The sequence below is a fragment of the Mycobacterium sp. 1165196.3 genome (assembly GCF_001673415.1).
Taxonomy (GTDB): domain Bacteria; phylum Actinomycetota; class Actinomycetes; order Mycobacteriales; family Mycobacteriaceae; genus Mycobacterium; species Mycobacterium europaeum_A.
Map to the genome: position 1 here is coordinate 92,956 of NZ_LZLU01000138.1, position 21,999 is coordinate 114,954.

Sequence of the window (21,999 nt, forward strand, 5' to 3'; positions counted from 1 at the left end):
TGGTGCACAGCCTGGCCACAGACGGCGAAGGCCGAGCCGGGCACCCCCGCGCCCCAGACGACTTCGTGCACCTTCTGCTCGGGTTTGCGAGCCTCGGAGCGACGATCGAGGGATTCGCTAATTCGGCTGTCGCACAGCAGAATCCGAGTGCCGCGCCACCACCCCCGGACCCGAGTACGCGGTGGCTCCGATGAGCGCGCTCCTGGCCCGCAGCGACTTCCTCCGCGCCCCGGTGCTGGCCACCGCCCGGCCCGCGGGTTTCAAGGAGTGGCAGCACTTCGTGATTCACGGGCTGGACGTGCGGGTTTTGATCAACTTCAGCCTCAACAATGAACTGCTCGCCGGAGACGAAGTCCGGCTCGCACCACGCGTCATCATCATCGCTCACGACGAGACATGGACCGGCGCCATCGAGCGGTTCGACGGGCGCGCTCTGAACGTCTCGGCCGATCTGGGTGAACTGACCATCGGCGGTAACCGAATGACTATCGTGCCCGACGGCTATCGCGTGGCAATCGATTTGCCTGACAACGGTATTCGGGGCGAACTGCACTTCATCTCGGCGAGCCGGCCATTCGTGGTCCGCAACGAACCGGCGGGTGAAGGCCGCGTCAGCTGGCTCTTCGTACCGAGGCTGCGCGCCGACGGATGGCTGCGCATCGGCGGACGAGAACACCGTTTTGAGGACGACCTCGCCTATCACGACCACAACTGGGGTCGGTTCCGGTGGGGCGACGACTTTGGTTGGACGTGGGGCACCATTTTGCCGGCCAGACCCGGAGACCCGTGGTCGATGGTATCCGTGCATATCACCGACGGGAGGCGGCAGCGCTCTCTGTCCCGATCGCTCTACGTGTGGCACCACGACGAGCCCGCCGCGATATTTCGCCACGCGGCGGTGCAGGCGCGCACCCACGGCCTGCTCGACCGCGCGGCCGATTGCGTCTTGCCGCCCCCGATGCGGCTGCTACTGGACGGCGAGGTGCCGGGGGTGCCGGAACGGATCGAGATCACCGCCACGCGGGCTGGCGACAAGGTGCACGCCGAGTTCCGCTCGCGTTCTTATACCCGCCTGGCCCAACCGAGCGAGGTACACCTCGACCGATCGACTGTGCTCTGCGAAGCCGACGGCGCCGTTCGGGCGAGCGGCACAGTGAATGGCGAAGACTTCGACTTCGTCGGTACCGGAGTATTCGAGTTCCTCCATGGCTGAACGGGTTTCGTCGCTACTGCGGCGTTCAGTCGAGCACCTCGAGGACGAGGTGCCCGACAGTTACCGGGCGCTGGTCGCAGAGCTCGGCCCGATGGTGGTCGAGCTCGACGTCGACGGTGAGGTGTTTTCCCTGCGTGGTGGTGATCGACTTCAGGTGTTCGACGGTGCGGCGCAGACTCCATCCGTCCGGATCATCACCTCGCGCGCCGCCATCCTTGACGTGCTGGATGCCCGGGTGGCGCTCGGGGCGGCCGTGGAGGCGGGCGCGGTGAGCGTGTGGGGTTCGCTCGATGACGTCCAGCGGGCCCACGACTCGCTGCTGGCGTACGTCCATGCGGCGGTGCGGGCGCCCTCGCAGCCCGGCGTGCTGTCCGAACTCCGTTCGGGGGCAGCATGACTGAGAGCATCTGCACCCCGGGATCGGGCGAACCTCGTCCCACTGTGGCGGTCCTCGGGGCGGGCATCGCCGGGCTCACCGCGGCGCACGAGCTCGCCGAGCGCGGCTTCGTCGTCACGGTGTACGAGGGCCGACCCGACGAACGGAATGGACTGGGAGCCCAGCCGGCCGGAACATACCCGCCCGTCAAGATTGGCGGCCTCGCCGCGTCTCAGTACTCGACGGTGGGCCCGCAAGGCGGAAGCCAAGCCCAGCTGCGTCCCTTCCCAGGCCGGCGGGGCCAGCCGCGTCCTCCCGGCCGAGCGGTTGCGGGTGAACACGGCTTCCGCTTCTTCCCCGCGTACTACTTACACACCTGGGACATGTTCCAGCGCATTCCGGTCTACCAATACAGCGGTACGGCCGGCTGGACGCCGACTTCCCGCACCGTGTACGACAACGTCCGGCGGGTGATCACCCAGGGCATGACGGTTGGCGGCAAGCCCTCCCTCGTCTTTCCCCGCGAACTCCCCCGCAGTCCTGCCGAGTTTCTCGGCATCCTCAGCCAGATCGCCGGATTGGGCTTCACCGCCGAAGATCTCGCAATCTTCCAGAGCCGGATACTCCGCTATCTGGCCACCAGCCCCTTGCGACGCGCCATCGAATTGCAGAACCTCTCCGCCTACGACTTCTTCGTCGGGTACGACAGCTCGACCGGGACCAAGCAATTCTCCTATTCGCCGAGTTTCGACGCGCTCTTGCGCGAGATGCCAAGGGTCCTAGCCGCTTTCGACTCGCGTTGGGGGGACGCACGGACCAACATCACCACTTATCTTCAGCTGTACCTGAACATGGACCGCCACGACGATAAGGCCGACGGGGTACTCAACGGTCCCACCACCGAGGTGTGGTTCGACAACTGGTACCACCACCTCGTCGCGCTTGGCGTACGTTTCGTGCGCGGTGTGGCGAGTCGCCTCGATTCTTTCGCCTTCGACCCGAGCCAGCCGCCCCATCTCCGACCTCGCGTGCAGATCACGTTCGCCGACGGTACGCGGGTGACTCCGGACTACACCGTCGTCGCCGTCGATGCCCCCGCAGCCGAATCCATCACCGCGCCGCTGCGCGCGGCGGGCACAGGCGGCACCGTAGGTAGGCTCGACGGATTTACTACGTCTGCACCCCCACCCGACGGTCCGCTGCAACCCGCCTCGGCACGGGTCCCGCGGCGACGGAATCCCTACAACATGGACGAGCTCGGACGAGTGCCCTGGGATCGGTTCCAAACGCTGTGCGGCATCCAGTATTACTTCGACACGGAATTCCAGCTGCTCCGAGGACACATGCTCTACGCCGGCACGGAGTGGGCGCTCTCGTCGATCAATCAGCATGGATTCTGGGAGAAGGAACCGATTCTGGACCGCGACGGCCACGTTTCGGTGCTGTCCGTCGACGTCGGGGACTTCAATACCCTCTCCCGGCACCTGGGCAAGGCGGCCCGCGACTGCGCTCCTGATGAACTCGCCGCGGAAGTGTGGCGCCAGATCGTTGCCGCCCTCACGAGCAACAACGAATCCCTTGCGGCGGAGGCGATGCCGTGGCCCGCGTGGTACGCGCTGGATCGCGGCCTGAAAATGGCCGCCGGACCCGGTCAGGGCCAGGGTCGCGTGGTTCAAAACGAGACGCCGTACCTCGTTCCCATCATCGGCGACTGGGACAATCGGCCCGGCAGCGACCCGTGGAACCCGCACGGATCGTCTTGGAGTAGCGCACCGCCCGAGGACTGGTGGCTCGAAGACCTGGAGCTGCGGAACGTCTGGCAAGCCCGCCACGGCGGCTATCAGGTACACAACAATTCGGTGGTCTTCGGGGGCACTTGGAACAAGACCTTTACCCGGATGACCTCAATGGAGGCCGCGTGCGAGTCGGGACGTCACGCCGTCAACGCCATCCTCGACCACTACGTCTGGGTGGCATCGGGTGGTCGCGATCGCCGGGAGAAGACCACGCTCGCTTGGGAGTTTCCCTTCGGCTTCCTCGATCAAGGTCTGTCGAGCCCGATTCGATTCCCGACCCCAGCCGGTGACTATTGCTACGTGTTCGACTGCGAAAATCGTGAGCCGGCCGACACGCGCCTGCTACGCAACATCGATTCGAAGTTCTGCGAGCAGTCACTGCCGCATCCACTGGACATCCCGGCCGCGCTTTCGTTCGGTGCCCCTCCGTCCCCTATTCCCACCTTCACGGGAGGTCAGAAAATGTTCACGCCCACAGCCGATTCCAACCAGCAGTTGCTCAACTACCTCCAGGCTTGGCGACAGATTCTCGACCAGTGGACGGCCATGGCAGCCGCGTCACCATTTCCGAACGCCCCGAACGTGTTTCCCACCGCGCCGCCGGGAGGTCAGTTCGCGCCGCCGTTCGCGCCCTTCATGCCGTTGATGCCGACCGCGCCGTTCATGCCGCCGGCGCCGTCCGCCGCTGCGACGTCACCAGCGCCACCCGCGCCGGCCGACTATGCCCAGCAACTGTTCAGCTATCTTCAGGCGTGGCGGCAATACCTCGAGCAGGCGGCGGGCACAATGGCACCGTCAACGCAGCCATCGAACACCGGGCAGCCGACCGGCGTTCCCCACGGCGGCGGCAACGCCGGCACCAAGCGCCCGCCGGATACGCCGATTCCGCCCATAAGCGATACCGGCAGCAAGAGCGGTCCACAGGACGGCGACGGCAACGGCTCGTCTTCAACCTGGCCTCCGCCGATGCAGAGATTAGCGCCCGACAGCTACACCCTGAGCCAAATCAGCGGCGTCGGATCCGAACTGGCGGGGACCCCCATCGGCGGTGGGACAGAAACGTCGCAGCTGATTCCGCCCGATGTAGATTGGGCTACCCAGTACGAACCAATTGAACTCCCCCGCGAGCTAATCCAGAGGTTGGACGCGACCGCCTCATCGGCACGGCCCAGAGCCTCGCAGGTCTTATCGGAAACCCCCGAGCCACAGGCCGGTTCGGCATTTCTCAGGACGATGCACAGCGTGGAGCCCTCCGCGTCGCCCCAGGTCGCCCCGAGGTCGCTGTTCTCCACTCCGGGCGCTTCGACAAGCTTCCGGGAACACGGTGAGACACCCTCGCCCTGACCGGTTTTAGACGGCACTCACTCCATCAACTGTGCGGCGACGGTCGCGCCGAGCTCCCAGCACGCCTGCAGCTCATCCTTGGTCGGCTTGCCCGAAACCACCACGGTCGCCGCGGCTTTGGACCAACCCAGCCCGGTGGTGATGGTGTCGACGGCACGCTCGGCGCCCTCGGTGCCCTCGTTGCCGTGCAGGTAGAGCCCGAACGGTCGCCCGCGCGTGGAGTCGAGCAATTGGTAATAGGCGCAGTCGAACGCGTGCTTGAGGGCGCCCGAGATGTATCCGAGGTTCGCGGGCGTGCCCAGCAGGTAACCGTCGGCGGCCAGCATCTCGGCCGGCGACACCGTCAGCGCCGGGCGCCGCAGCACGTCCACGCCCTCGATGTCGGGGTCGGTGGCCCCGGAAACCACCGCCTCGAACATCTCGTGGGTATGCGGTGACGGCGTGTGGTGCACGATCAGCAGCGTCTTGCGCGGTGTTTCGTTCACTGGCGGCCCTGCAGCTCGACCGCAGTCCTCATCGCCTCGCGCGCGCGGCGGCGGTCGCCGGCGTAGTCGTACGCGCGGGCCAGCCGATACCAGCGCCGCCAGTCCTCGGGGTGGTCCTGCACTTCGGTGCGCACCGCGGCGAACAGTTCGTCGGCCGCGTCGCGCTGGATGCGGCCCGACGGCCGGCGCGGCAGCGCGCTGGTGTCCAGTTCCATTCCGTCGGCGGCGATCAGCCGGGCCAGCTTCTGGTGCGCGAATCCGGCGCGCAGGGTGGCGATCATCGCCCAGAGCCCGATCACCGGCAGGATCAACACCGCCAGTCCGAGGCCGACGGCCGCGGCCCGCCCGGAGCCGATCATCGCGAAGGCGACGCGCCCCAACAGCACGAAGTACACCAACAGCGCGACGCACATGAAGGCGACGAGCAATTGGGTGCGCAGCGCTTTGGTCATGGCAGAGGTCATGGCAGATTCAGGTCATTGCAGATCGAGCAGGGCCTCGAGACCCACCGTGAGGCCCGGGTGTTCCTTGATCCGCCGCACGGCCAGCAGCACACCGGGCACGAACGAGGTCCGGTCAATGCTGTCGTGCCGGATGCTCAGCGTCTCCCCCTCGGTGCCGAACAGGATCTCCTGATGGGCGACCAGCCCGGCCAGCCGCACCGAGTGCACCGGGATGCCGTCGACGTCCGCGCCACGCGCGCCCGGCAGGCTGGTGCTGGTGGCATCGGGGTTGGGCGGCAAGTCTTTTCGCGACTCGGCGATCAGTTTCGCGGTGCGCGTCGCGGTTCCCGACGGGGCGTCGGCCTTGTGCGGGTGATGCAGCTCGATCACCTCTGCCGAGTCGAAGAAGGGCGCCGCCTGCTTGGCGAAGTGCATCGACAGCACCGCCCCGATCGCGAAGTTCGGCGCGATCAGCACCGACGTGCCCGGGCTGTCGGCGAGCCAATCCTGCACCCGCTGCAGCCGCTCGGCGGTGAAGCCCGTGGTCCCCACGACGGCATGAATTCCGTTGTCTATGACGAACTTCAGATTGTCCATCACCACGTCGGGGTGGGTGAAGTCGATGACGACCTCGGTGTTGCCCCCGGTCAGCAGGCTCATCGGATCACCGGCGTCCACCTCCGCGGACAAGCTCAGATCCTCGGCGGCCTGCACGCCCGCCACCATCGCCGACCCGACCTTGCCCTTGGCTCCCAGCACTCCTACCCGCATGGCCTTCACCCTAGACCGGGACGTTTTCTGCGCCGCGGTGTGCGTCGAGTTGTTGCGTGGCGACTCGACCGTACGTTTCGCGCGATCAGGTGTGGACGATGAAGCCCGCTTCGGTGTAGGGCGCGGGCTGCTCGGGATCGTTGATCGTGAGGTACAGCTCGCCGGCCGTCGGCATCGCGAAGCCGACAAATCCGTGCGCGGTCTGCCCGTCGTGTAGGCCGCCCGTGACCAGCGGGGGCATCTTGTCGAGCCTGCGGAAGTCGACCGCAAGCGTTGACGGCTGGGGCGCGTCGTCGGGATGGGTCCATGGCTGATTGCCGCCGCCGTATCCGGCGAACATGTAGTGCTGGTCGAGCTTGAAGAACCGGTGGGACGTCGCGGTGATAGTCAGTTCCACCACGTTGCATGCGGAGCCAGGCGTCGGACTCGCGAAATGCGAGGTGCATCCCGGCGGGAACCACGTCGCGCTGTTGACGGTGATGTCGGCGGTCGCGCCGCTGGCCGCCTGCACATGCACGGGCACGCCCATCTGACCGATCGGGAACGGTGCACTGTCTGGCGTGGAGTCGGCCGAACCGGTGGCAGATGAGCATGCGGCGATGGCGGCGATGGCCGTGGCGACCGCGGCTGGCGCAATGACGAATCTCGCGCGCACCACGGGTGGTTACCCGCAGCGCCGTCGCGAAAAACGCTCCGACGCCCACGCGCAATCCGAGTCCGGGGCGCGCTGTGCACAGTTCGAGGTTCATCCACAACCGCGGCGCGATCCGCCTCCCTCGTCGCGCCGCGCCCGTAGCATTCGAACATGCATTCGATCGAGGTCCCCGCTGAGGTGGCCGCCGCGCTGGATGCCCAGGATGCCGCCGATGCGGCGATCCGCGGCCTGGACTTCGACGCGCTGAGCCCCGCAGTCCGGCTGCGCGTGCTCGAACGGATGGAGGCCTCGCGCCGGCGACAGATCGCGGTGAGCCACGACCTGATCGCCGGTTTGGCGGCGGCGGATTCCGCCGACATCGGCGGCCCGGTGCACAAAGTGGTCGCCGACCGGCTGCGGATCAGCTATGCCGAGGCGTGCCGTCGGCTCCGCGACGCCACCGAGCTGTCTCCGCGCTTGACCCTCACCGGCGCGGAGCTGCCGCCACAATTGCCGGCTACGGCCGTGGCGTGGCGCGACGGGCTGCTCGACGGTCAGCACCTGCGCGTGATCCAGACGTTCGCCCGGGATCTCCCGGACTCGGTCCCCGCTGCCACGGTGGACGACGCCGAGCGATTCCTGGCCGATCAGGCCCGTCGGCTGCGCCCCGATCAGTTGCAGAAGCTCGCACACCAGTGCGCCCTGCGGATCAACCCGGATGGAACGTTCTCCGACGCCGACCGTGCACGCCAGCGCGGGTTCAGCTGGTGCGGCCAACGACCCGATGGGATGAGCATCGGGAAGCTGGTCGCCTCACCCGAGCTGCGCGCCAACCTCGACGCATGGCTGTCCAGGTTTGCGGCTCCGGGGATGTGCATCCCCGACGACGAAACGCCTTGCGTTACAGGCCAACCCGATGATGAGCGCGCCCGCCGCGACATGCGCAGTCCCGCCCAGCGCCAACACGACGCACTCAACGCCCTGGTGCGAGGCCAGCTGGGCGATCCGAAACTGGGTCAGCACAACGGATTGCCGGTGACCGTCATCGTGTCGACCACCCTGCAGGAACTGACGGCGGGGGTGGGGCGCGCGGTGACCGGCGGCGGAACGCTGCTACCGATGCGCGATGTGATCCGGATGGCCCGCCACGCCTACCACTACCTCGCCGTATTCGACGAGCACTCGAGCCGCCCACTGTATCTCGGCCGGTCGCGGCGCATTGCCACACCGGATCAGCGCATCGTCTTGTACGCGCACGACCGCGGCTGCAGTTACCCCGGCTGCGACGCCCCCGGCTATTGGTGCGAGGTGCATCATTGCGCTGAGTGGGCGGCCGGCGGCACGACGGACGCGAACAACCTCACTTTCGCCTGCGCGCCGCATCACAAGCTGGCCGGAAGAGGCTGGCGGACAAGCAAAACGCCACGAGGCCGCACCCAGTGGATCCCGCCGCCGCAGCTGGACCGCGGCGCGCGCACCAACGACTTTCACCATCCCGAACGCCTCTTCGACGACGGTGCGTCGCCGTGACGGGCCTACTTCTTGAACCGCCCGGCGAATCCGCGCAGCGGCAGGTCGGCGCTGGTGATCAGTCCCGGCGGTGCCGCCACCACCGACTTGATCGAGGCCAGCGCGGGCATGCCGGTGACGGTCATCCCGATCGAGGCGAAGTTGTCCGGGTTGGACAGGTCGACGCCGGGCTTGGGGAAGATCATGTGCTTGTTGTAGATGCACGGATCGCCCTTGATCTGAGTGATGTAGCAGCCCTTGATGTTCCAGCTCGGGTCGGTGTGCGGGGTCATCTGCCATTCCAGGTGCGTCTCGACCCGCGGCACGCCGTCGACCATGCCCTGGTACTTGATGTAGTTACCACCCAGCGAACCCTTGGGCAGCGTGTACCAGCCCAGGTCGACGTCCTTGGTGCACGCGCCGAGCTCGTAGCTGAACTTGACCTCGTCGAGCGTCAGGTCGAAACAGTCGGCCATCATGTACACGCTGTCGGCGAAGACGCGGGTGTACTTCTCGAGCTTCGACGGAATTTCGGGGTCGTCGACCGGCTGGCCGTAACCCACCTCGATCCAGGTGTCCTTGGAGTGGTGGCATGACACATCGACGGACTCGATGGTGGTCACGTTCTCGATGTCGGCGACGTCTGCCGAGCACACCACGCCCAGGATCTGGTTCAGCCCGGGGTTCATCCCGGTCCCGTAAAAGGTTGCGCCGCCCTTCTCGGCGGCCTCCGCCAACAGCTGGGTCACCGGCTTGCCCGAGGGATGCGGGTGATTCTTGTCGCGATGCCAGCCGGTGATCCAGTCGGCTGTGGTGACGATGTTGATGCCGGCCTCGAGCACCTTGACGTAGAGGTCCTCGTCCGGGAACACCCCGTGGAACGTCAGCACGTCCGGCTTGGCGGCGATGATCTCCTCGACCGTCCCGGTGAAGGCCACCCCGTTGGGCGCCAAGCCGGCGAACTCGCCGGTGTCCTTACCGACCTTCTCCGGCGAATAGCAGTGCACGCCAATGAGTTCGATGTCGGGCTGGGTGGCGATCCGCTTGATCATCTCGGTGCCGACGTTGCCGCTTCCAACCTGAAAGACGCGAACCGGTGCTGTACTCATTGCCTTGAGCCTTCCTGCGTTGCGAACGCCTCGGGATAGAACTGCTTGGCCCACTTGCGGATTGCGGTGAAGCCCTCGTACTCGTCGGTGGCCAGCGCGGGTGGGTCCGAATACCGCTGGTGCCGCCAGATCTCGATGTCCTGCTCGAACTGGCGGATGACCTCGCGCCCGAATTCGTCCGCCTTGGTGGCGGCGCGGTCCGGGTCCTTGTGCGGTGTGTGGCCGATGTAGACCATGAAGCGCACATCGGAGGTGAACTCGTCGATCGGCGTGATCGCCGAAATGGTGCGGTTGTCGATCATGCCCCAGCTCTTGGTCACCGCGATGCCCAGACCGCCGTTGATGGCTTGCACGCCGCTGTTGACGTCCTCGATCTTCTGCCCGTCGTCGCCCTCGAACGTGATGGTGAAGTCGACGTAGGACACCGGCTCGGCGAAGTCGTGGCGGGTGAACACCGGCACGATCGGGGTGTTGTGCACGAACTTGAAGTGCGCGAAGTCCACCCCGTTCTCCAGCACGTATTGCGGGTGCAGTTCCAGGCTTTCGCGATAGAGCCGCTGCTGCGGGTAGTAGTCGTCCGCGCTGCTGCCGTCGCCGAACGCGGTGAACACGTCCGGCACGTCGAAGTAGGGTTCGCGGCGCTCCAGGTCGTGCCAGATGTACACCGACGCGTTGCGCTCCACCACCGGGTAGGTCCGAATGCGGCGGCCGCGGTTGGGCCGGTCCTGGTACGGGATGCAGACGTTGCGACCCTCGGCGCTCCACTGCCAACCGTGGAACGGGCACTGCAGCACTTCGCCGACGACCTTGCCGCCATACCCCAGGTGCGCGCCCAGGTGCTCGCAGTAGGCGTTCATCACCGTGAGCTCGCCGGATGCGGCGCGCCAGGCCACCATCTCCTGGTCGAAGTACTTCATTGTGTGCACGTCGCCGACGCCGATCTCGTCGGACCAGGCGACCTGGAACCAGCCGGTCGGTTTCATCGACAACGGTGGCTTAGCCATCGAGCCCTGCCATGTGAACTGCCCTCCCTCGCGTACGAATGATAAGCCGCCCGTCCCCAAAATCAAAGTACCCTCTATGAAACTCTTCGTCGGACCCGGTCGCAATGGATAAGATCGGCGAATGACCCCTCAGAACAGCGCGGCCGGCGTCGCGGGCCGGCGCCCGAATCGGCGGGGCCATGCGACTCGCGAAAGCATGCTCGAGGCCGCGCTGCGCTCGCTGGCCTCCGGTGAACCCGGCTCGGTGTCGGCCAACCGCATCGCCAAGGACATCGGCGCGACCTGGGGCGCGGTGCAGTACCAGTTCGGCGACACCGACGGGTTCTGGGCCGCGGTGCTGCACCGCACCGCCGAACGGCGTGCCGCGACGTTCTCCACGCTGTCGACACCGGTCTCGCCGGACGCCCCGCTGCGCGAGCGTGTCGGCGCCATCATCGAAACCCTCTACCGCGGCCTGGCCTCGCCGGATTCACGCGCGATCGAGAACCTGCGGGCCGCGCTGCCGCGTGATCCCGACGAGCTCGAGCGGCTTTACCCGCGCACGGCCGCCGAGCTGTTCTCCTGGGGCAAGAGCTGGCTGGAAACCTGCCAGCACGCTTTCGCCGATTTGGCCGTCGATCCGGATCGGGTCCGCGAGGTCGCCGCCCTGATCCCCGGCGCGATGCGCGGGCTGGTGTCGGAACGTCAGCTGGGTTCCTACGCCGACCTCGACATGGCGCGCCGGGGGCTGATCAACGCGCTGGCCGCCTACCTCGAACAGTCCCGGCCGTAAGGCAGCGCCGCCTCAGGCGTCGATGACGATTCGCTCGCCGTCGGCCCGCGAGACGCACACCAGCATGCCGCCCTGCATTTCTTTCGAGCCCGTCGCGGCACGGCCGCGGTGATCCACTTGTCCGGCAAGCACTTTGACCCTGCAGGTCCCGCAGAATCCCTGTCGGCACGAGTAGGGCGTGGTCGGATCCCGATCCAGCATGACATCGAGCGCCGTCCGATTCGCCGGCACCGCGAGCACCTGCCGTGATCGCGCAAGCTCCAATTCGAACGGGGCCCCGTCGACGACGGGTGCCGGACTGAACCGCTCGTAATGCAGTGGGGCACCGGCATGTTCGTTGCGGGCGATCCGGACGGCCTCCAGCATGGCGCTGGGCCCGCACACGTAGACGGCGGTCGCCGGTCCCGCTCCGGCCAGCAGCTCCACCACGGTGGCGAAGCGGCCGCGCTCGTCGTCGGCCCACACCGTCACGCGATCCGGCGCCTGCGACACGACCTCGTCGAGCAGCGGCATGTACTCGCGGCTGCGGCCGGAATAGACTGCGCGCCAATCGATGCCGCGCTGCGCGGCCACCCGGATCATCGGCAGGATGGGCGTCACCCCGATGCCACCGATGACGAACAACACCTCGCGCTCGGCGGTGCCGAGGTAGAACGCATTGCGCGGCCCTTCGAACTCGCATGTGTCGCCCACGTCGAAGGACTCGTGCATCTCGATGGATCCGCCTCCGCCGTCGGCGATGCGGCGCACGGCGATCCGGTAATCGGTGCGGCGGCCGGGAGGACCGCACAACGAGTACTGCCGGCGCCGGCCCGAGGGCAGCAGAATGTCGATGTGTCCGCCGGGCGTCCAAGACGGAAGCAACCCCCCGTCGGGGTCGGCCAGGGTCAGCGCGACGACGTCCGGCGCGGCGAGTTCGCGCTTGGTCACCACCGCAGTCATCTTGCGCTGCACGGGCCGCACCCGCGACGGCGACCACCGGGACACCGAGGCGAACCCTTCGAACACCGCACGCACGCCCCACAACAGCGACCCGAAGCGGTCGTGCTCGCGCCGCCCGTACAGGTCGGCGGGCCTGCTGGCCCAAATGCTTTCCGGCACCGAAACAGTCCCTACTTCTGCCGGATGTCCAAGCGCGCGAACAATCGGATAGCTCCGGGGCTGATGCGCCGCATCGCGTAGCCGATGCGTGACTCCGCGGCGATCGGCAACACAGCCGGACCCGTCTTGACGGCCTTGACGATCGCCTTAGCGGTCGCCTCGGGGGTGAAGTTGCGGCGTCGGTAGGCGGCGTCGGCCTTGCCCCGCGCCCGCTCCTGCTGGTCGGCGGTCATCCCGGCGTAGATGGTGTTCTTGGCGATGTTGGTGTTGACGAATCCCGGGCACACCGCGGTGACGCCGATCCCCTCGTCGGCGAAGTCGGCGCGCAACGATTCGCTGAGCGCCAGCACGGCCGCCTTGGTGGTGCTGTAGGCGACCATGGATTTCGACGGCAGGAACGCCGCCGCCGATGCCACGTTGATGATCGTTCCGCCCTCGCCACGCTCGACCATCTGCGCCCCGAACGCCCGGCTGCCCGAGATGACGCCGCGGACGTTGACGCCCATGATGTCTTCCCAATTCGCCGAGCTCGTCTCCAGGAACCGGCCCGCCATGCCGATCCCGGCGTTGTTCACCAGGATGTCGACCACGCCGTGTTCGTTGCGCACCTGCGCGGCAAGGGCGTTCATGGCGGCCTCGTCGCTGACGTCGACCTGGTATACCGGAGCGTCGGCGCACGCGGCGCGCACCGCGTCGGCGGTCTCGTTGGCCGCGGCCAGATCACGATCGACGAGCACGATCTTGCGGGCACCGTGGCGGGCCAGCTCCACCGCCGTGGCCCGGCCGATCCCGGCACCGGCGCCGGTGACCAGGGCCAGTTTGCCGCGCACCTCGCGCCGCTCGCCACGCACCTCGGTCGCACCGGCGCCGGTCGCGCCGGCGACGCTGCGGTCGACCCACTCGGTCGTCAGCCGGGCGATGACGTCAGGGCGTGACGTCACCACCCAGTGCCCACCCTCGATCTCGACCACCCTGCCGCCCTTGGGGATTGCGCCGGTGAACCGCTGCAGCGCGGGGGTCACGAAGACGTCCCGGCGCGGAACCAACGTCTGGACCGCGACGGAGGTCTCGGGGAGCGGGCGGCCGGGCGTCAGCATCGGCGCCGGCATGTTCTGCCGGTACAGATTGAGCCCGTGCACATAATCGGCGATCGAACGCCTGGTGTCGTGGCGCTGGCTGAGCGTGCTCGACCGGCCGATGCTCTCAAGAGCCTCAACGACTTTCACGCCGACCCGGGAGCGAAAGGACAGCTCCGGCACGCCCGGGCACAAAAAGAAAGCGATGTAGCCCGACGAGATCAGTTGCCGGATGACGCGGGCCGCCGCGCGCGGGGTGCGCGCCGAGCGCAGGAACGCGCCGGCATAGTTCAGGTGCGGGCCCGAGATCGAGGTGAAGGAAGCGACTTTGCCCATCACCGAGGCGTCGGTGACGGCCGCCCATGCTTGGATCGACCCCCAGTCGTGGGCCAGCAGGTGCACCGGCCCGACGCCGAGGCTGTCGATCACCGCACTGATGTCGCAGACCAGTTGCGCGAAGAGGTATCCGGATCTCTTTGCGGGACGGGCGGATTCGCCGGCCCCGCGCACGTCGTAGGCCACGACGTTGTAGGGCTTGCCGGCCAGCTCGTGCGCCACGCCGTCCCAGACATGGTGGTTATCGGGAAATCCGTGGATCGCCAGGATGGTCGGCCGCGCCGGGTCGATGTCGGTGTACCGGTGCACGGCCAGCGTGACGCCGTCGCTGGCAGTGATGGTCGAGGTGACAGTCATCAGTGCGAGGCGCGCGCGGCGGGTGAGACGGCCAGGTAGTCGACGGCGAGCCCCAGCCCGCCGAGCTGCGAGGGGTGGAAGCCGGGCCGGTAGTAGTTGCCGATGGCGCGGACGAACCGCAGCGGGCCAGGCACCAGGCCGCGGCGCGCGGCGGAGAAGTAGTCGCGCCAGCGCGGCTTGGTGCGCGGCGGCAGCTGGGGATCAAGCGAGTACATGAACCGCACGCCGCGAATCCACAGCAGCAGCATGGCGGGCGTCACGACCAGTTGGGCGCGCACCTGCCGCCAATAGCCGGCCTTTAGGTGCTTCATGGTGTCGAAGGCCACCGCCTTGTGTTCGACCTCTTCGGCGCCGTGCCAGCGCAGCATGTCGAGCATCACCGGATCGGTGCCGATCTGGTCGTGAGCCGGCGAGTCGAGGATCCACTCCCCCAGGATGGCGGTGTAATGCTCGATGGCCGACACGAGCGAAACCTGCTCGAGCAGCCAGCTCTGCCGGCGGCGCTCGCACCAGTGCGGCCGGGGCCCCAGCAGCTTGTCGAACAGCCACTTGATCTGGCCGGTGTAGGGCGTCAGGTCGATGTCGCGCGCGGCGAAGTGGGCGAGCACCTTCGCGTGCGCCTGCGAATGCACGGCCTCCTGGCCGATGAAGCCCTGCACATCCAGCCGCAGCTGGTCGTCCTTGATCAGCGGCAGCGTCTGCTTGAACACCTCGACGAAGAACTCTTCGCCGGCCGGCAGCAGCAGGTGCAGCACGTTGAGGACGTGGGTGGCGAACGGCTCACCCGGCACGTAGTGGAACGGCAGCTGCGACCAGTCGAAGTCGACATCGCGCGCCTCGAGCACCAGTCGCTCGTGGTCCAGCGACGCGTCGTGCGGACCCGCTGCCTGGTCGTCGACGGTCAGCATCATGCCCCCTACCTCGGCGTTTAGCCCTCGACCACGGTCTTGCAGTGGGCGCCGCCCGCCTTGCGGCGCGTCCCAAGTATAGGGACGCGACCCAGATATGCGAAACCGCCGGTACTGGGTTCTTTGGCGCGGTTCCTCAGCGGGCCGCGGCGTGCCGGCGCAGGTCGTACTGGCCGGGTTCGGGGTTCGCCAGCATCCGGCGGTGTTCGGCCGGCGTGAGGGGCCACACCTCGGGCACGCCGTCGTTGTTGAGGTACCAGCTGTTGCAGCCGGTGGTCCACACGGTGTCCGGCATCGCGGCGCGCAGCGTCGCGTTGAACCGCTCGGTCGCCGCGGCCGTCGGCTCCACCGTGTCGAATTCACGGCGGCGCCAGCGCTCGATCCAGCCCACGATGTGGTCGGCCTGCGATTCGGCCACCGTCGTCAGCGCCAGGTTCCCCACCGGGCTGTGCGGCCCCAGCATCATGAAGAAGTTGGGGAAGCCGGACAGCGCCACGGTCTGGTAGGCCCGCGGCCCGTCGCGCCAGACGTCGTCGGCGCGGATGCCGTCACGCCCGATCAGCTCCATCGGCCGGAAGAACGCGTGGGTGTCGAATCCGGTGGCGAGCACGATGACGTCCACCTCATGGAGGACCCCGTCGGCGGTGACGATGCCGCGCTCTTCGACATGGTCGATGCCCGCCGTCACCAGCTCGACGTCGTCGCGCTGCATCGCCCGGTAGAAGCCGTTCGACATCACCAGTCGTTTGCAGGCCGGCGTGTAGTCGGGGGTCAGGGCCCGCCGCAACTCGGGATCGCGAATTTCCCAGAGGCTGGCGCGGCACAGCGCCGCCATGATCTTGCGGCGTAGGCCCGGCTTGGTCAGTCCGACCGCGAAGTAGTCGTAGCCCAGGCTGTAGATGCGGTACGCCAACCCGTCGAGCCACGGCATCTTGCGCCGGGTGATCCCGGTGAAGCCGCTGTAGCGCGGGTTGGCCAGCCGCAGCACCCATTGCGCCGTGCGCTGGAACAGCGTGACCTGGCCGGCCACCCCGGCCAGCCCGCACACCAGCTGCACGCCCGTCGACCCGTTGCCGACCACCGCGACCCGGCGCCCACGCACGTCGACGCCGTGATCCCAGCGCGCCGAGTGAAACACATTGCCGCCGAAGGCATCCAAGCCCGGAATCGTTGGCAGTCGCGGGTGATGCAGCACGCCGGTCGCCGAGATCAAGAAGTCGACCTTGAATTCCTCCCCCGCAGCGGTGCGCACCACCCACCGGCCGTCGTCGAAACGGGCGTGGACGATCTCGGTGCCGAACCGAATCCGCCTCCGCAACCCGTAACGGTCGGCGATGTCACGGAAATAGGCCTGGATTTCGCCGCCGGGCGAGAACAGGTGCGACCAGTCGGGGTTGCGGGCAAAGCTGTATTGGTAGATGCGCGAGGGGATGTCGCAGACCAGCCCCGGATAGGTGTTATCCCGCCAGGTGCCGCCCACCTCGTCGGCCTTCTCATAAACGGTCACATCGCTGATACCGTTGCGCAGCAAGGTGATTGCGACGCACAGTCCGGACATGCCCGCTCCGATGACGGCTACGGCGGGGTCGCGTCGCGTCATCGAAACACTCCGGTGGTTCGTGGGCTAGTCGGTTTCGGCGCGCTGCTTGAGGCGCTGCAGCGTGAGCCGGATGTGCTCGGTGTTGGCGGTCACCCGATCGCTGACGCCGGTGGCCTTGCCGGCGACCTTGCGGAACCACCCAGGCCTGCGGTCCCAGGTGCTTTCGGTGACCTCACATCCGCCGTCGGCCGCGACGATGTCGTATTGCCAGCGGGCGACCGGAAAGATGGTGTGGCTCACGTCGAATGCGAAGCGGCGGCCCGGTTCGGCGTCGGTGACCGTGCACTTGGTGCTCCAGCGCCGGCTGCCGCTGCGGTTGTGGCCGACGAACACCGCGCCCGGCCGCACCGCGTCGCCTTTGCGCCATTCCATCGCCACCGCTTCCTCGGCCAGCTCGGCCAGCGTGGGCAGGTCGGTGATGAGCCGGTACACCTCGTCGGGCCGGGCCCCGATCCGCACGGTGGCCGTCACGCACGGGTCACTCATTCGCCGATCATATCCAGCAAACACCCAGCTTTTGCGCCGCTTACGAACTTTCTTCACACTTGACGGTGAACCGGCAACCGAGGGGCGATCATGCGAGTCGGCGTACCGACCGAGACCAAGACCAACGAGTTTCGGGTGGCCATCACCCCCGCCGGTGTCGCCGAGCTGACCCGCCGCGGCCATGACGTGCTGGTGCAGGCCGGCGCCGGGGAGGGGTCGGCGATCTCCGATGCCGAGTTCAAGGCCGCCGGGGCCGAACTGGCGGACACGGCCGAGCAGGTCTGGGGCGATGCCGATCTGCTGCTCAAGGTCAAAGAGCCGGTACCGACCGAGTATGACCTGTTGCGGCGCAATCAGATCCTGTTCACCTACCTGCATCTGGCCGCGTCGCGGGCGTGCACCGAGGCGCTGTTGGCATCCGGGACGACGTCGATCGCCTACGAGACGGTCCAAGCCGCCGACGGCACGCTGCCGTTGCTGGCCCCGATGAGCGAGGTCGCCGGCCGGCTGTCGGCTCAGGTGGGCGCCTATCACCTGATGCGGACCCACGGCGGGCGCGGGGTACTGATGGGCGGCGTGCCGGGCGTCAAACCCGCCGACGTCGTGGTCGTCGGCGCGGGGACCGCCGGCTATAACGCCGCGCGGGTCGCCGGCGGGATGGGTGCGGCGGTCACGGTTCTCGACGTCAACATCAACAAGCTGCGGCTGCTCGATGCGGAGTTCGGCGGCCAGGTCCGCACCCGCTACTCGTCGGCCTACGATTTGGAGGGCACCGTCAAGCGCGCCGACCTGGTCATCGGCGCCGTGCTACTGCCCGGCGCCAAGGCGCCCAAGCTGATCTCGAATTCCGTTGTCTCGCAGATGAAATCGGGCGCAGTGCTGGTCGACATCTCGATCGACCAGGGCGGCTGCTTCGAGGACTCCCGGCCGACCACGCACGATGATCCCACCTTCGCGGTGCACGACACGGTTTTCTACTGCGTGGCCAACATGCCCAGCGCGGTGCCCAAGACCTCGACGGTAGCGCTGACCAACGCGACCATGCCCTACGTGCTGGCGCTCGCCGACCGGGGCTGGCAGGCCGCATGCCGATCGGATCATGCTCTGGCCAAAGGCCTTTCGACGCACGACGGCGCCTTGCTGTCCGGGCAGGTGGCCACCGACCTCGGCCTGCCGTTCACCGACCCGGCCGGCGTTCTGGGCTAACTGGTGGCCGCGAGGCGGGCGATGATGTCCGCGGCGGGGCCGGCGCACGCGTGCTTGAACGAGGTCCCCGCCCACAGCGCCATCCCGTTGGGGTCTTCCATGGCGGCGGCCGCTTCCCGGATCGGTGAGGTCATCTGGTTGACCTCGGGGTAGCCCAGCGGCGCCACGTGATCGAGCATCCGGGTGAAGTCGTTCTCCAGCCCGCGCGCGTAGCGGCCCGAAAACGCCCGCGTGACAACGGTCGTCGCGAACAGCGGGTTCTTCAGGGCGACGCGGTGCGCCGCGTTGGTGCCCGCCTCGTCGGCCAGCAGCAACGCGGTGCCGACCTGGGCCGCCACCGCTCCCCTGCGCAGCGCCGCCCCGACCTCGTCGGCGGTGCCCAGCCCGCCCGCGGCGACGATCGGGACGTCGTGGGCGTGCCGGATGCGATCGATGAGCTGGTGCAGCGACTCGTTCGCCGGTTCCATGTCGGGGGCGAACGTGCCGCGGTGCCCGCCCGCGGCGGGACCCTGGACCACCAGGCTGTCCGCCCCGGCCGCGACGGCCACTCCCGCTTCGTAGGCCGATGTCACGGTGACCATCACCAGCAGGCCCAGCGCGCCGAGCCGCCGGATCACATCGGGCGGCGGCACACCGAAGGTGAACGACACCAGCTCGGGCCGGACGTCGGCCACCACCTCGAGCTTCTGCTCCCACTCGTCGTCGTCGCCGTGCTGCGGGTGACCCACCTCCACCTGGTAATGCTCGGCGATTTCTTCGAGTTCGGCCGCGTAGTAGTGCAGGGCCACCCAATCGGCGACGCTGGGCTGGGGCACAAACAGGTTCACCCCGAGCGGGCCGGTGGTGGCCTTGCGCGCCGCGGCGATGTCGTCGGCGAACTGCTCGGCGCTGCGGTGCCCGCCGGGGACGAAACCGAGCCCACCCGCATTGGACACCGCCGCGGCCAACGCGGGAGTGCCGGGCCCGCCGGCCATGGGGGCGCCCACGATGGGCACCATGATGTCCCAGAAGCCCAGTACCATTCGGCTAGTCCGTCGACGGCGAGCGCCGGCACGGCGCGAGTGAGGAGGCGGACATTTGAGCTAGCCTACCATCGCCCGAAGTTGTTGGGGCAGTGACCGTTTGGCGGCGTAGGGGCCCAGAACCGCGGCGCCGTAGCGCTGCCCGAGCAACCGGCGGGCGACCGCGTTGACCTCCTCGACGGTCACCCGATCGATCTGCTGCAGCGTGTGCTCGATGCTGCGGTGTCTGCCGTAGTTGAGCTCGCTGCGGCCCAACCGGCTCATCCGCGAGCTGGAATCCTCCAGGCCGAGCACCAGCCCGCCGCGCAGCGATCCCTTGGCGATGCGGCATTCCGACTCGGTGATGCCGTCGCGCGCCACGGATTCGAGCACGCCGCTGGTCACCGTCATCACCTCGGCAAAGCGTTCCGGCTGGCAGGCCGCATACACCGACAGCGCACCGCTGTCGGCGAAGACGTCCACCGTCGAGTACACCGAGTAGGCCAGCCCGCGCAGCTCGCGAACCTGCTGGAACAACCTCGAACTCAGGCCACCGCCCAGCGCGGTGTTGAGCACCGACAGCGCCCACCGGTGCTCCCAGCCGCGCCCGGGCGTGCGCACGCCCAGCGACACGTGGGCCTGCTCGGCGTCCCGGTTGCCCAGCATCAGGACGGGACGGCCGGTGACCCGGCCGGACCCCTTGCGCGGCGCGATCGGGTCGCGCCCGCGGACCAGATGCGGCCCGAAGTGCTCGCGCACCAGCGCGACCACCTCGTCGTGGTCGACATTGCCGGCCACCGCCACCACCATCCGCTCCGGCGTGTAGCGCCGGACATGAAACGAGTGCAGCTGGTTTCGCGTCATCGACGTCACCGACTGCGCGGTGCCGATGACCGGACGGCCCACCGGATGGTCACCGAAGAGCGCGGACAGGAACATATCGCCGAGGGCGTCCTCGGGGTCGTCGTCGCGCATGGCGATCTCTTCGAGGACCACGTCGCGTTCCAGCTCGACGTCGCTGGCCGCGCAGCAGCCGTTGAGCACCACATCGGCGACCAGGTCGACGGCCAGGGCCAGATCACTGTCGAGCACGTGCGCGTAGTAGCAGGTGTGCTCCTTGGCGGTGAACGCGTTCAGCTCTCCCCCGACGGCGTCCATCGCCTGCGCGATGTCCACCGCCGTGCGGCTGGGGGTCGACTTGAACAGCAGGTGCTCGAGGAAGTGCGCGGCCCCGGCCACCGTCGCACCTTCGTCGCGCGAGCCGACGCCGACCCAGACCCCGACCGACGCGGAGCGCACCGAGGGCAGGTATTCGGTGACCACCCGCAAGCCGCCCGGCAGCGTGCTGCGCCGCAGCGCGGCCTGGGGTGCCGATTCCGCCTCAGCGGCCTCGCCCCGGCGCAAAGCGCCGGCCCGACCGGGACGCGTCCCGGTCGACGAGTCAGCTGCTCGCCGTCGCGGCATCGGCAGGTGCGGCCGCCGGAGCATCGGCGGGAGCCGAGTTGTCTTCCTCCACCAGAACCAGCGAGATCTTGCCGCGCTTGTCGATGTCGGCGATCTCCACGCGCAGCTTGTCGCCGACGTTCACCACGTCCTCGACCTTCGCGATCCGCTTGCCCTTACCGAGCTTGGAGATGTGCACCAGGCCGTCACGGCCGGGCAGCAGCGACACGAACGCACCGAAATCCGTTGTCTTGACCACGGTTCCGAGGAACCGCTCGCCGACCGTCGGCAACTGCGGGTTGGCGATGGCGTTGATCCGGTCGATCGCGGCCTGCGCCGAGGGCCCGTCGGTGGCGCCGACGAACACGGTGCCGTCGTCCTCGATCGAGATCTGCGCGCCGGTCTCCTCGGTGATCGCGTTGATCACCTTGCCCTTGGGGCCGATGACCTCGCCGATCTTGTCAACCGGGACCTTGATGGTGGTGACCCGCGGCGCGTAGGGGCTCATCTCGTCGGGTGCGTCGATGGCCTCGGCCATGACCTCGAGGATGGTCAGCCGGGCGTCCTTGGCCTGCCCCAGCGCGCCCGCCAGCACCTGCGACGGGATGCCGTCGAGCTTGGTGTCCAGCTGCAGCGCGGTGACGAAGTCCTTGGTGCCGGCGCACTTGAAGTCCATGTCGCCGAACGCGTCCTCGGCGCCCAGGATGTCGGTCAGGGTGACGAAGCGGCGCTCGGTGCGACCGTCGATCTCGACGTCGTCGGAAACCAGCCCCATCGCGATGCCGGCCACCGGCGCCCTGAGCGGCACACCGGCGTTGAGCAGCGACAGGGTGGACGCACAGACCGAACCCATCGACGTTGAGCCGTTGGAACCCAGCGCCTCGGACACCTGACGGATGGCGTAGGGGAACTCCTCGACGCCGGGCAGCACCGGGATCAGGGCCCGCTCGGCCAGGGCGCCGTGCCCGATCTCGCGCCGCTTGGGTGAGCCCACCCGGCCGGTCTCGCCGGTGGAGAACGGCGGGAAGT

General features: G+C 68.0%; 20 protein-coding genes. 6 read left to right on the plus strand and 14 right to left on the minus strand.

What is annotated here, in order from left to right; all coding sequences use genetic code 11:
* The first annotated feature begins 190 nt into the window (after positions 1-190).
* Genes A5659_RS15100 through A5659_RS15110 form a run of 3 tightly spaced genes read left to right on the plus strand, consistent with a single transcriptional unit; the run spans position 191 to position 4,729 of the window.
* Entirely contained in the window at positions 191-1,213 is a 1,023-nt protein-coding gene (locus tag A5659_RS15100; RefSeq protein ID WP_066860872.1) for a hypothetical protein, read from the plus strand.
* The gene (locus A5659_RS15105; protein WP_066879688.1) at positions 1,206-1,610 is read left to right on the plus strand and encodes an SCP-2 sterol transfer family protein; all 405 of its coding nucleotides are present in this window, start codon (positions 1,206-1,208) and stop codon (positions 1,608-1,610) included. The genes A5659_RS15100 and A5659_RS15105 overlap by 8 nt, the downstream gene beginning before the upstream one ends.
* On the plus strand, positions 1,607-4,729 hold the full coding sequence (locus A5659_RS15110) for an NAD(P)-binding protein (protein ID WP_067182139.1): 3,123 nt from the start codon (positions 1,607-1,609) through the stop codon (positions 4,727-4,729). The genes A5659_RS15105 and A5659_RS15110 overlap by 4 nt, the downstream gene beginning before the upstream one ends.
* Positions 4,730-4,746: 17 nt before the next feature.
* Here the strand turns inward: A5659_RS15110 and A5659_RS15115 are convergent, their stop codons facing one another.
* The 4 genes from A5659_RS15115 to A5659_RS15130 all read right to left on the minus strand — a co-directional run bounded on the left by A5659_RS15115 (position 4,747) and on the right by A5659_RS15130 (position 7,083).
* A complete protein-coding gene (locus tag A5659_RS15115; RefSeq protein ID WP_066860964.1) occupies positions 4,747-5,148 on the minus strand; it encodes a flavodoxin family protein in 402 nt (133 codons plus the stop codon).
* 62 nt (positions 5,149-5,210) lie between these two features.
* On the minus strand, positions 5,211-5,666 hold the full coding sequence (locus tag A5659_RS15120; protein WP_066860881.1) for a hypothetical protein: 456 nt from the start codon (positions 5,664-5,666) through the stop codon (positions 5,211-5,213).
* A gap of 24 nt (positions 5,667-5,690) precedes the next feature.
* Positions 5,691-6,428: a 4-hydroxy-tetrahydrodipicolinate reductase gene (gene dapB, locus A5659_RS15125; protein ID WP_067182176.1), complete on the minus strand. Its 738-nt coding sequence runs from the start codon at positions 6,426-6,428 to the stop codon at positions 5,691-5,693.
* Between the two features lie 85 nt (positions 6,429-6,513).
* The gene (locus A5659_RS15130) at positions 6,514-7,083 is read right to left on the minus strand and encodes a hypothetical protein (RefSeq protein WP_066860970.1); all 570 of its coding nucleotides are present in this window, start codon (positions 7,081-7,083) and stop codon (positions 6,514-6,516) included.
* A gap of 150 nt (positions 7,084-7,233) precedes the next feature.
* Between A5659_RS15130 and A5659_RS15135 the strand changes: the two genes are divergently transcribed.
* Positions 7,234-8,592, plus strand: a complete 1,359-nt coding sequence (locus tag A5659_RS15135) for an HNH endonuclease signature motif containing protein (RefSeq protein ID WP_067182143.1) — start codon at positions 7,234-7,236, stop codon at positions 8,590-8,592.
* Between the two features lie 5 nt (positions 8,593-8,597).
* Here the strand turns inward: A5659_RS15135 and A5659_RS15140 are convergent, their stop codons facing one another.
* Both A5659_RS15140 and A5659_RS15145 read right to left on the minus strand, forming a co-directional pair.
* Positions 8,598-9,680: a dihydrodipicolinate reductase gene (locus A5659_RS15140; protein ID WP_066860887.1), complete on the minus strand. Its 1,083-nt coding sequence runs from the start codon at positions 9,678-9,680 to the stop codon at positions 8,598-8,600.
* The gene (locus A5659_RS15145; RefSeq protein WP_066860890.1) at positions 9,677-10,684 is read right to left on the minus strand and encodes a Rieske 2Fe-2S domain-containing protein; all 1,008 of its coding nucleotides are present in this window, start codon (positions 10,682-10,684) and stop codon (positions 9,677-9,679) included. Before A5659_RS15145 ends, A5659_RS15140 begins: the two co-directional genes overlap by 4 nt.
* A gap of 121 nt (positions 10,685-10,805) precedes the next feature.
* On the opposite strand from A5659_RS15145, the gene A5659_RS15150 reads away from it, so the two are divergent.
* Positions 10,806-11,456 carry a TetR/AcrR family transcriptional regulator gene (locus tag A5659_RS15150; RefSeq protein WP_067182146.1) on the plus strand — a complete coding sequence of 217 codons (651 nt, stop codon included), beginning with the start codon at positions 10,806-10,808 and terminating at the stop codon, positions 11,454-11,456.
* 12 nt (positions 11,457-11,468) lie between these two features.
* On the opposite strand, the gene A5659_RS15155 is transcribed toward A5659_RS15150, so the two are convergent.
* From A5659_RS15155 to A5659_RS15175, 5 genes are all read right to left on the minus strand, one after another.
* Entirely contained in the window at positions 11,469-12,557 is a 1,089-nt protein-coding gene (locus A5659_RS15155) for a PDR/VanB family oxidoreductase (RefSeq protein WP_067025543.1), read from the minus strand.
* 11 nt (positions 12,558-12,568) lie between these two features.
* Complete coding sequence (locus A5659_RS15160) at positions 12,569-14,326, minus strand: SDR family oxidoreductase (protein WP_067025546.1); 1,758 nt, start codon at positions 14,324-14,326, stop codon at positions 12,569-12,571.
* Positions 14,326-15,237 (minus strand): metal-dependent hydrolase, encoded by a 912-nt coding sequence (locus tag A5659_RS15165; protein ID WP_231997840.1) that lies wholly within the window; start codon positions 15,235-15,237, stop codon positions 14,326-14,328. Before A5659_RS15165 ends, A5659_RS15160 begins: the two co-directional genes overlap by 1 nt.
* A gap of 133 nt (positions 15,238-15,370) precedes the next feature.
* Positions 15,371-16,834: an NAD(P)/FAD-dependent oxidoreductase gene (locus tag A5659_RS15170; protein ID WP_067182150.1), complete on the minus strand. Its 1,464-nt coding sequence runs from the start codon at positions 16,832-16,834 to the stop codon at positions 15,371-15,373.
* A 24-nt stretch (positions 16,835-16,858) separates the two neighbouring features.
* Positions 16,859-17,320 carry an SRPBCC family protein gene (locus tag A5659_RS15175; RefSeq protein WP_066860903.1) on the minus strand — a complete coding sequence of 154 codons (462 nt, stop codon included), beginning with the start codon at positions 17,318-17,320 and terminating at the stop codon, positions 16,859-16,861.
* 90 nt (positions 17,321-17,410) lie between these two features.
* Between A5659_RS15175 and ald the strand changes: the two genes are divergently transcribed.
* On the plus strand, positions 17,411-18,526 hold the full coding sequence (gene ald / locus A5659_RS15180; RefSeq protein WP_067182154.1) for an alanine dehydrogenase: 1,116 nt from the start codon (positions 17,411-17,413) through the stop codon (positions 18,524-18,526).
* Here ald and A5659_RS15185 read toward each other — a convergent pair.
* The 3 genes from A5659_RS15185 to A5659_RS15195 all read right to left on the minus strand — a co-directional run.
* Complete coding sequence (locus A5659_RS15185; protein WP_066860909.1) at positions 18,523-19,548, minus strand: nitronate monooxygenase; 1,026 nt, start codon at positions 19,546-19,548, stop codon at positions 18,523-18,525. The two genes, ald and A5659_RS15185, sit on opposite strands and share 4 nt — an antisense overlap.
* Before the next feature lie 60 nt (positions 19,549-19,608).
* Positions 19,609-20,991, minus strand: a complete 1,383-nt coding sequence (locus A5659_RS15190; protein WP_067182183.1) for a pitrilysin family protein — start codon at positions 20,989-20,991, stop codon at positions 19,609-19,611.
* The coding region (locus tag A5659_RS15195) for a polyribonucleotide nucleotidyltransferase (protein WP_082976067.1) at positions 20,969-21,999 on the minus strand (1,031 nt) is incomplete at its 5' end. The genes A5659_RS15190 and A5659_RS15195, both read right to left, overlap by 23 nt.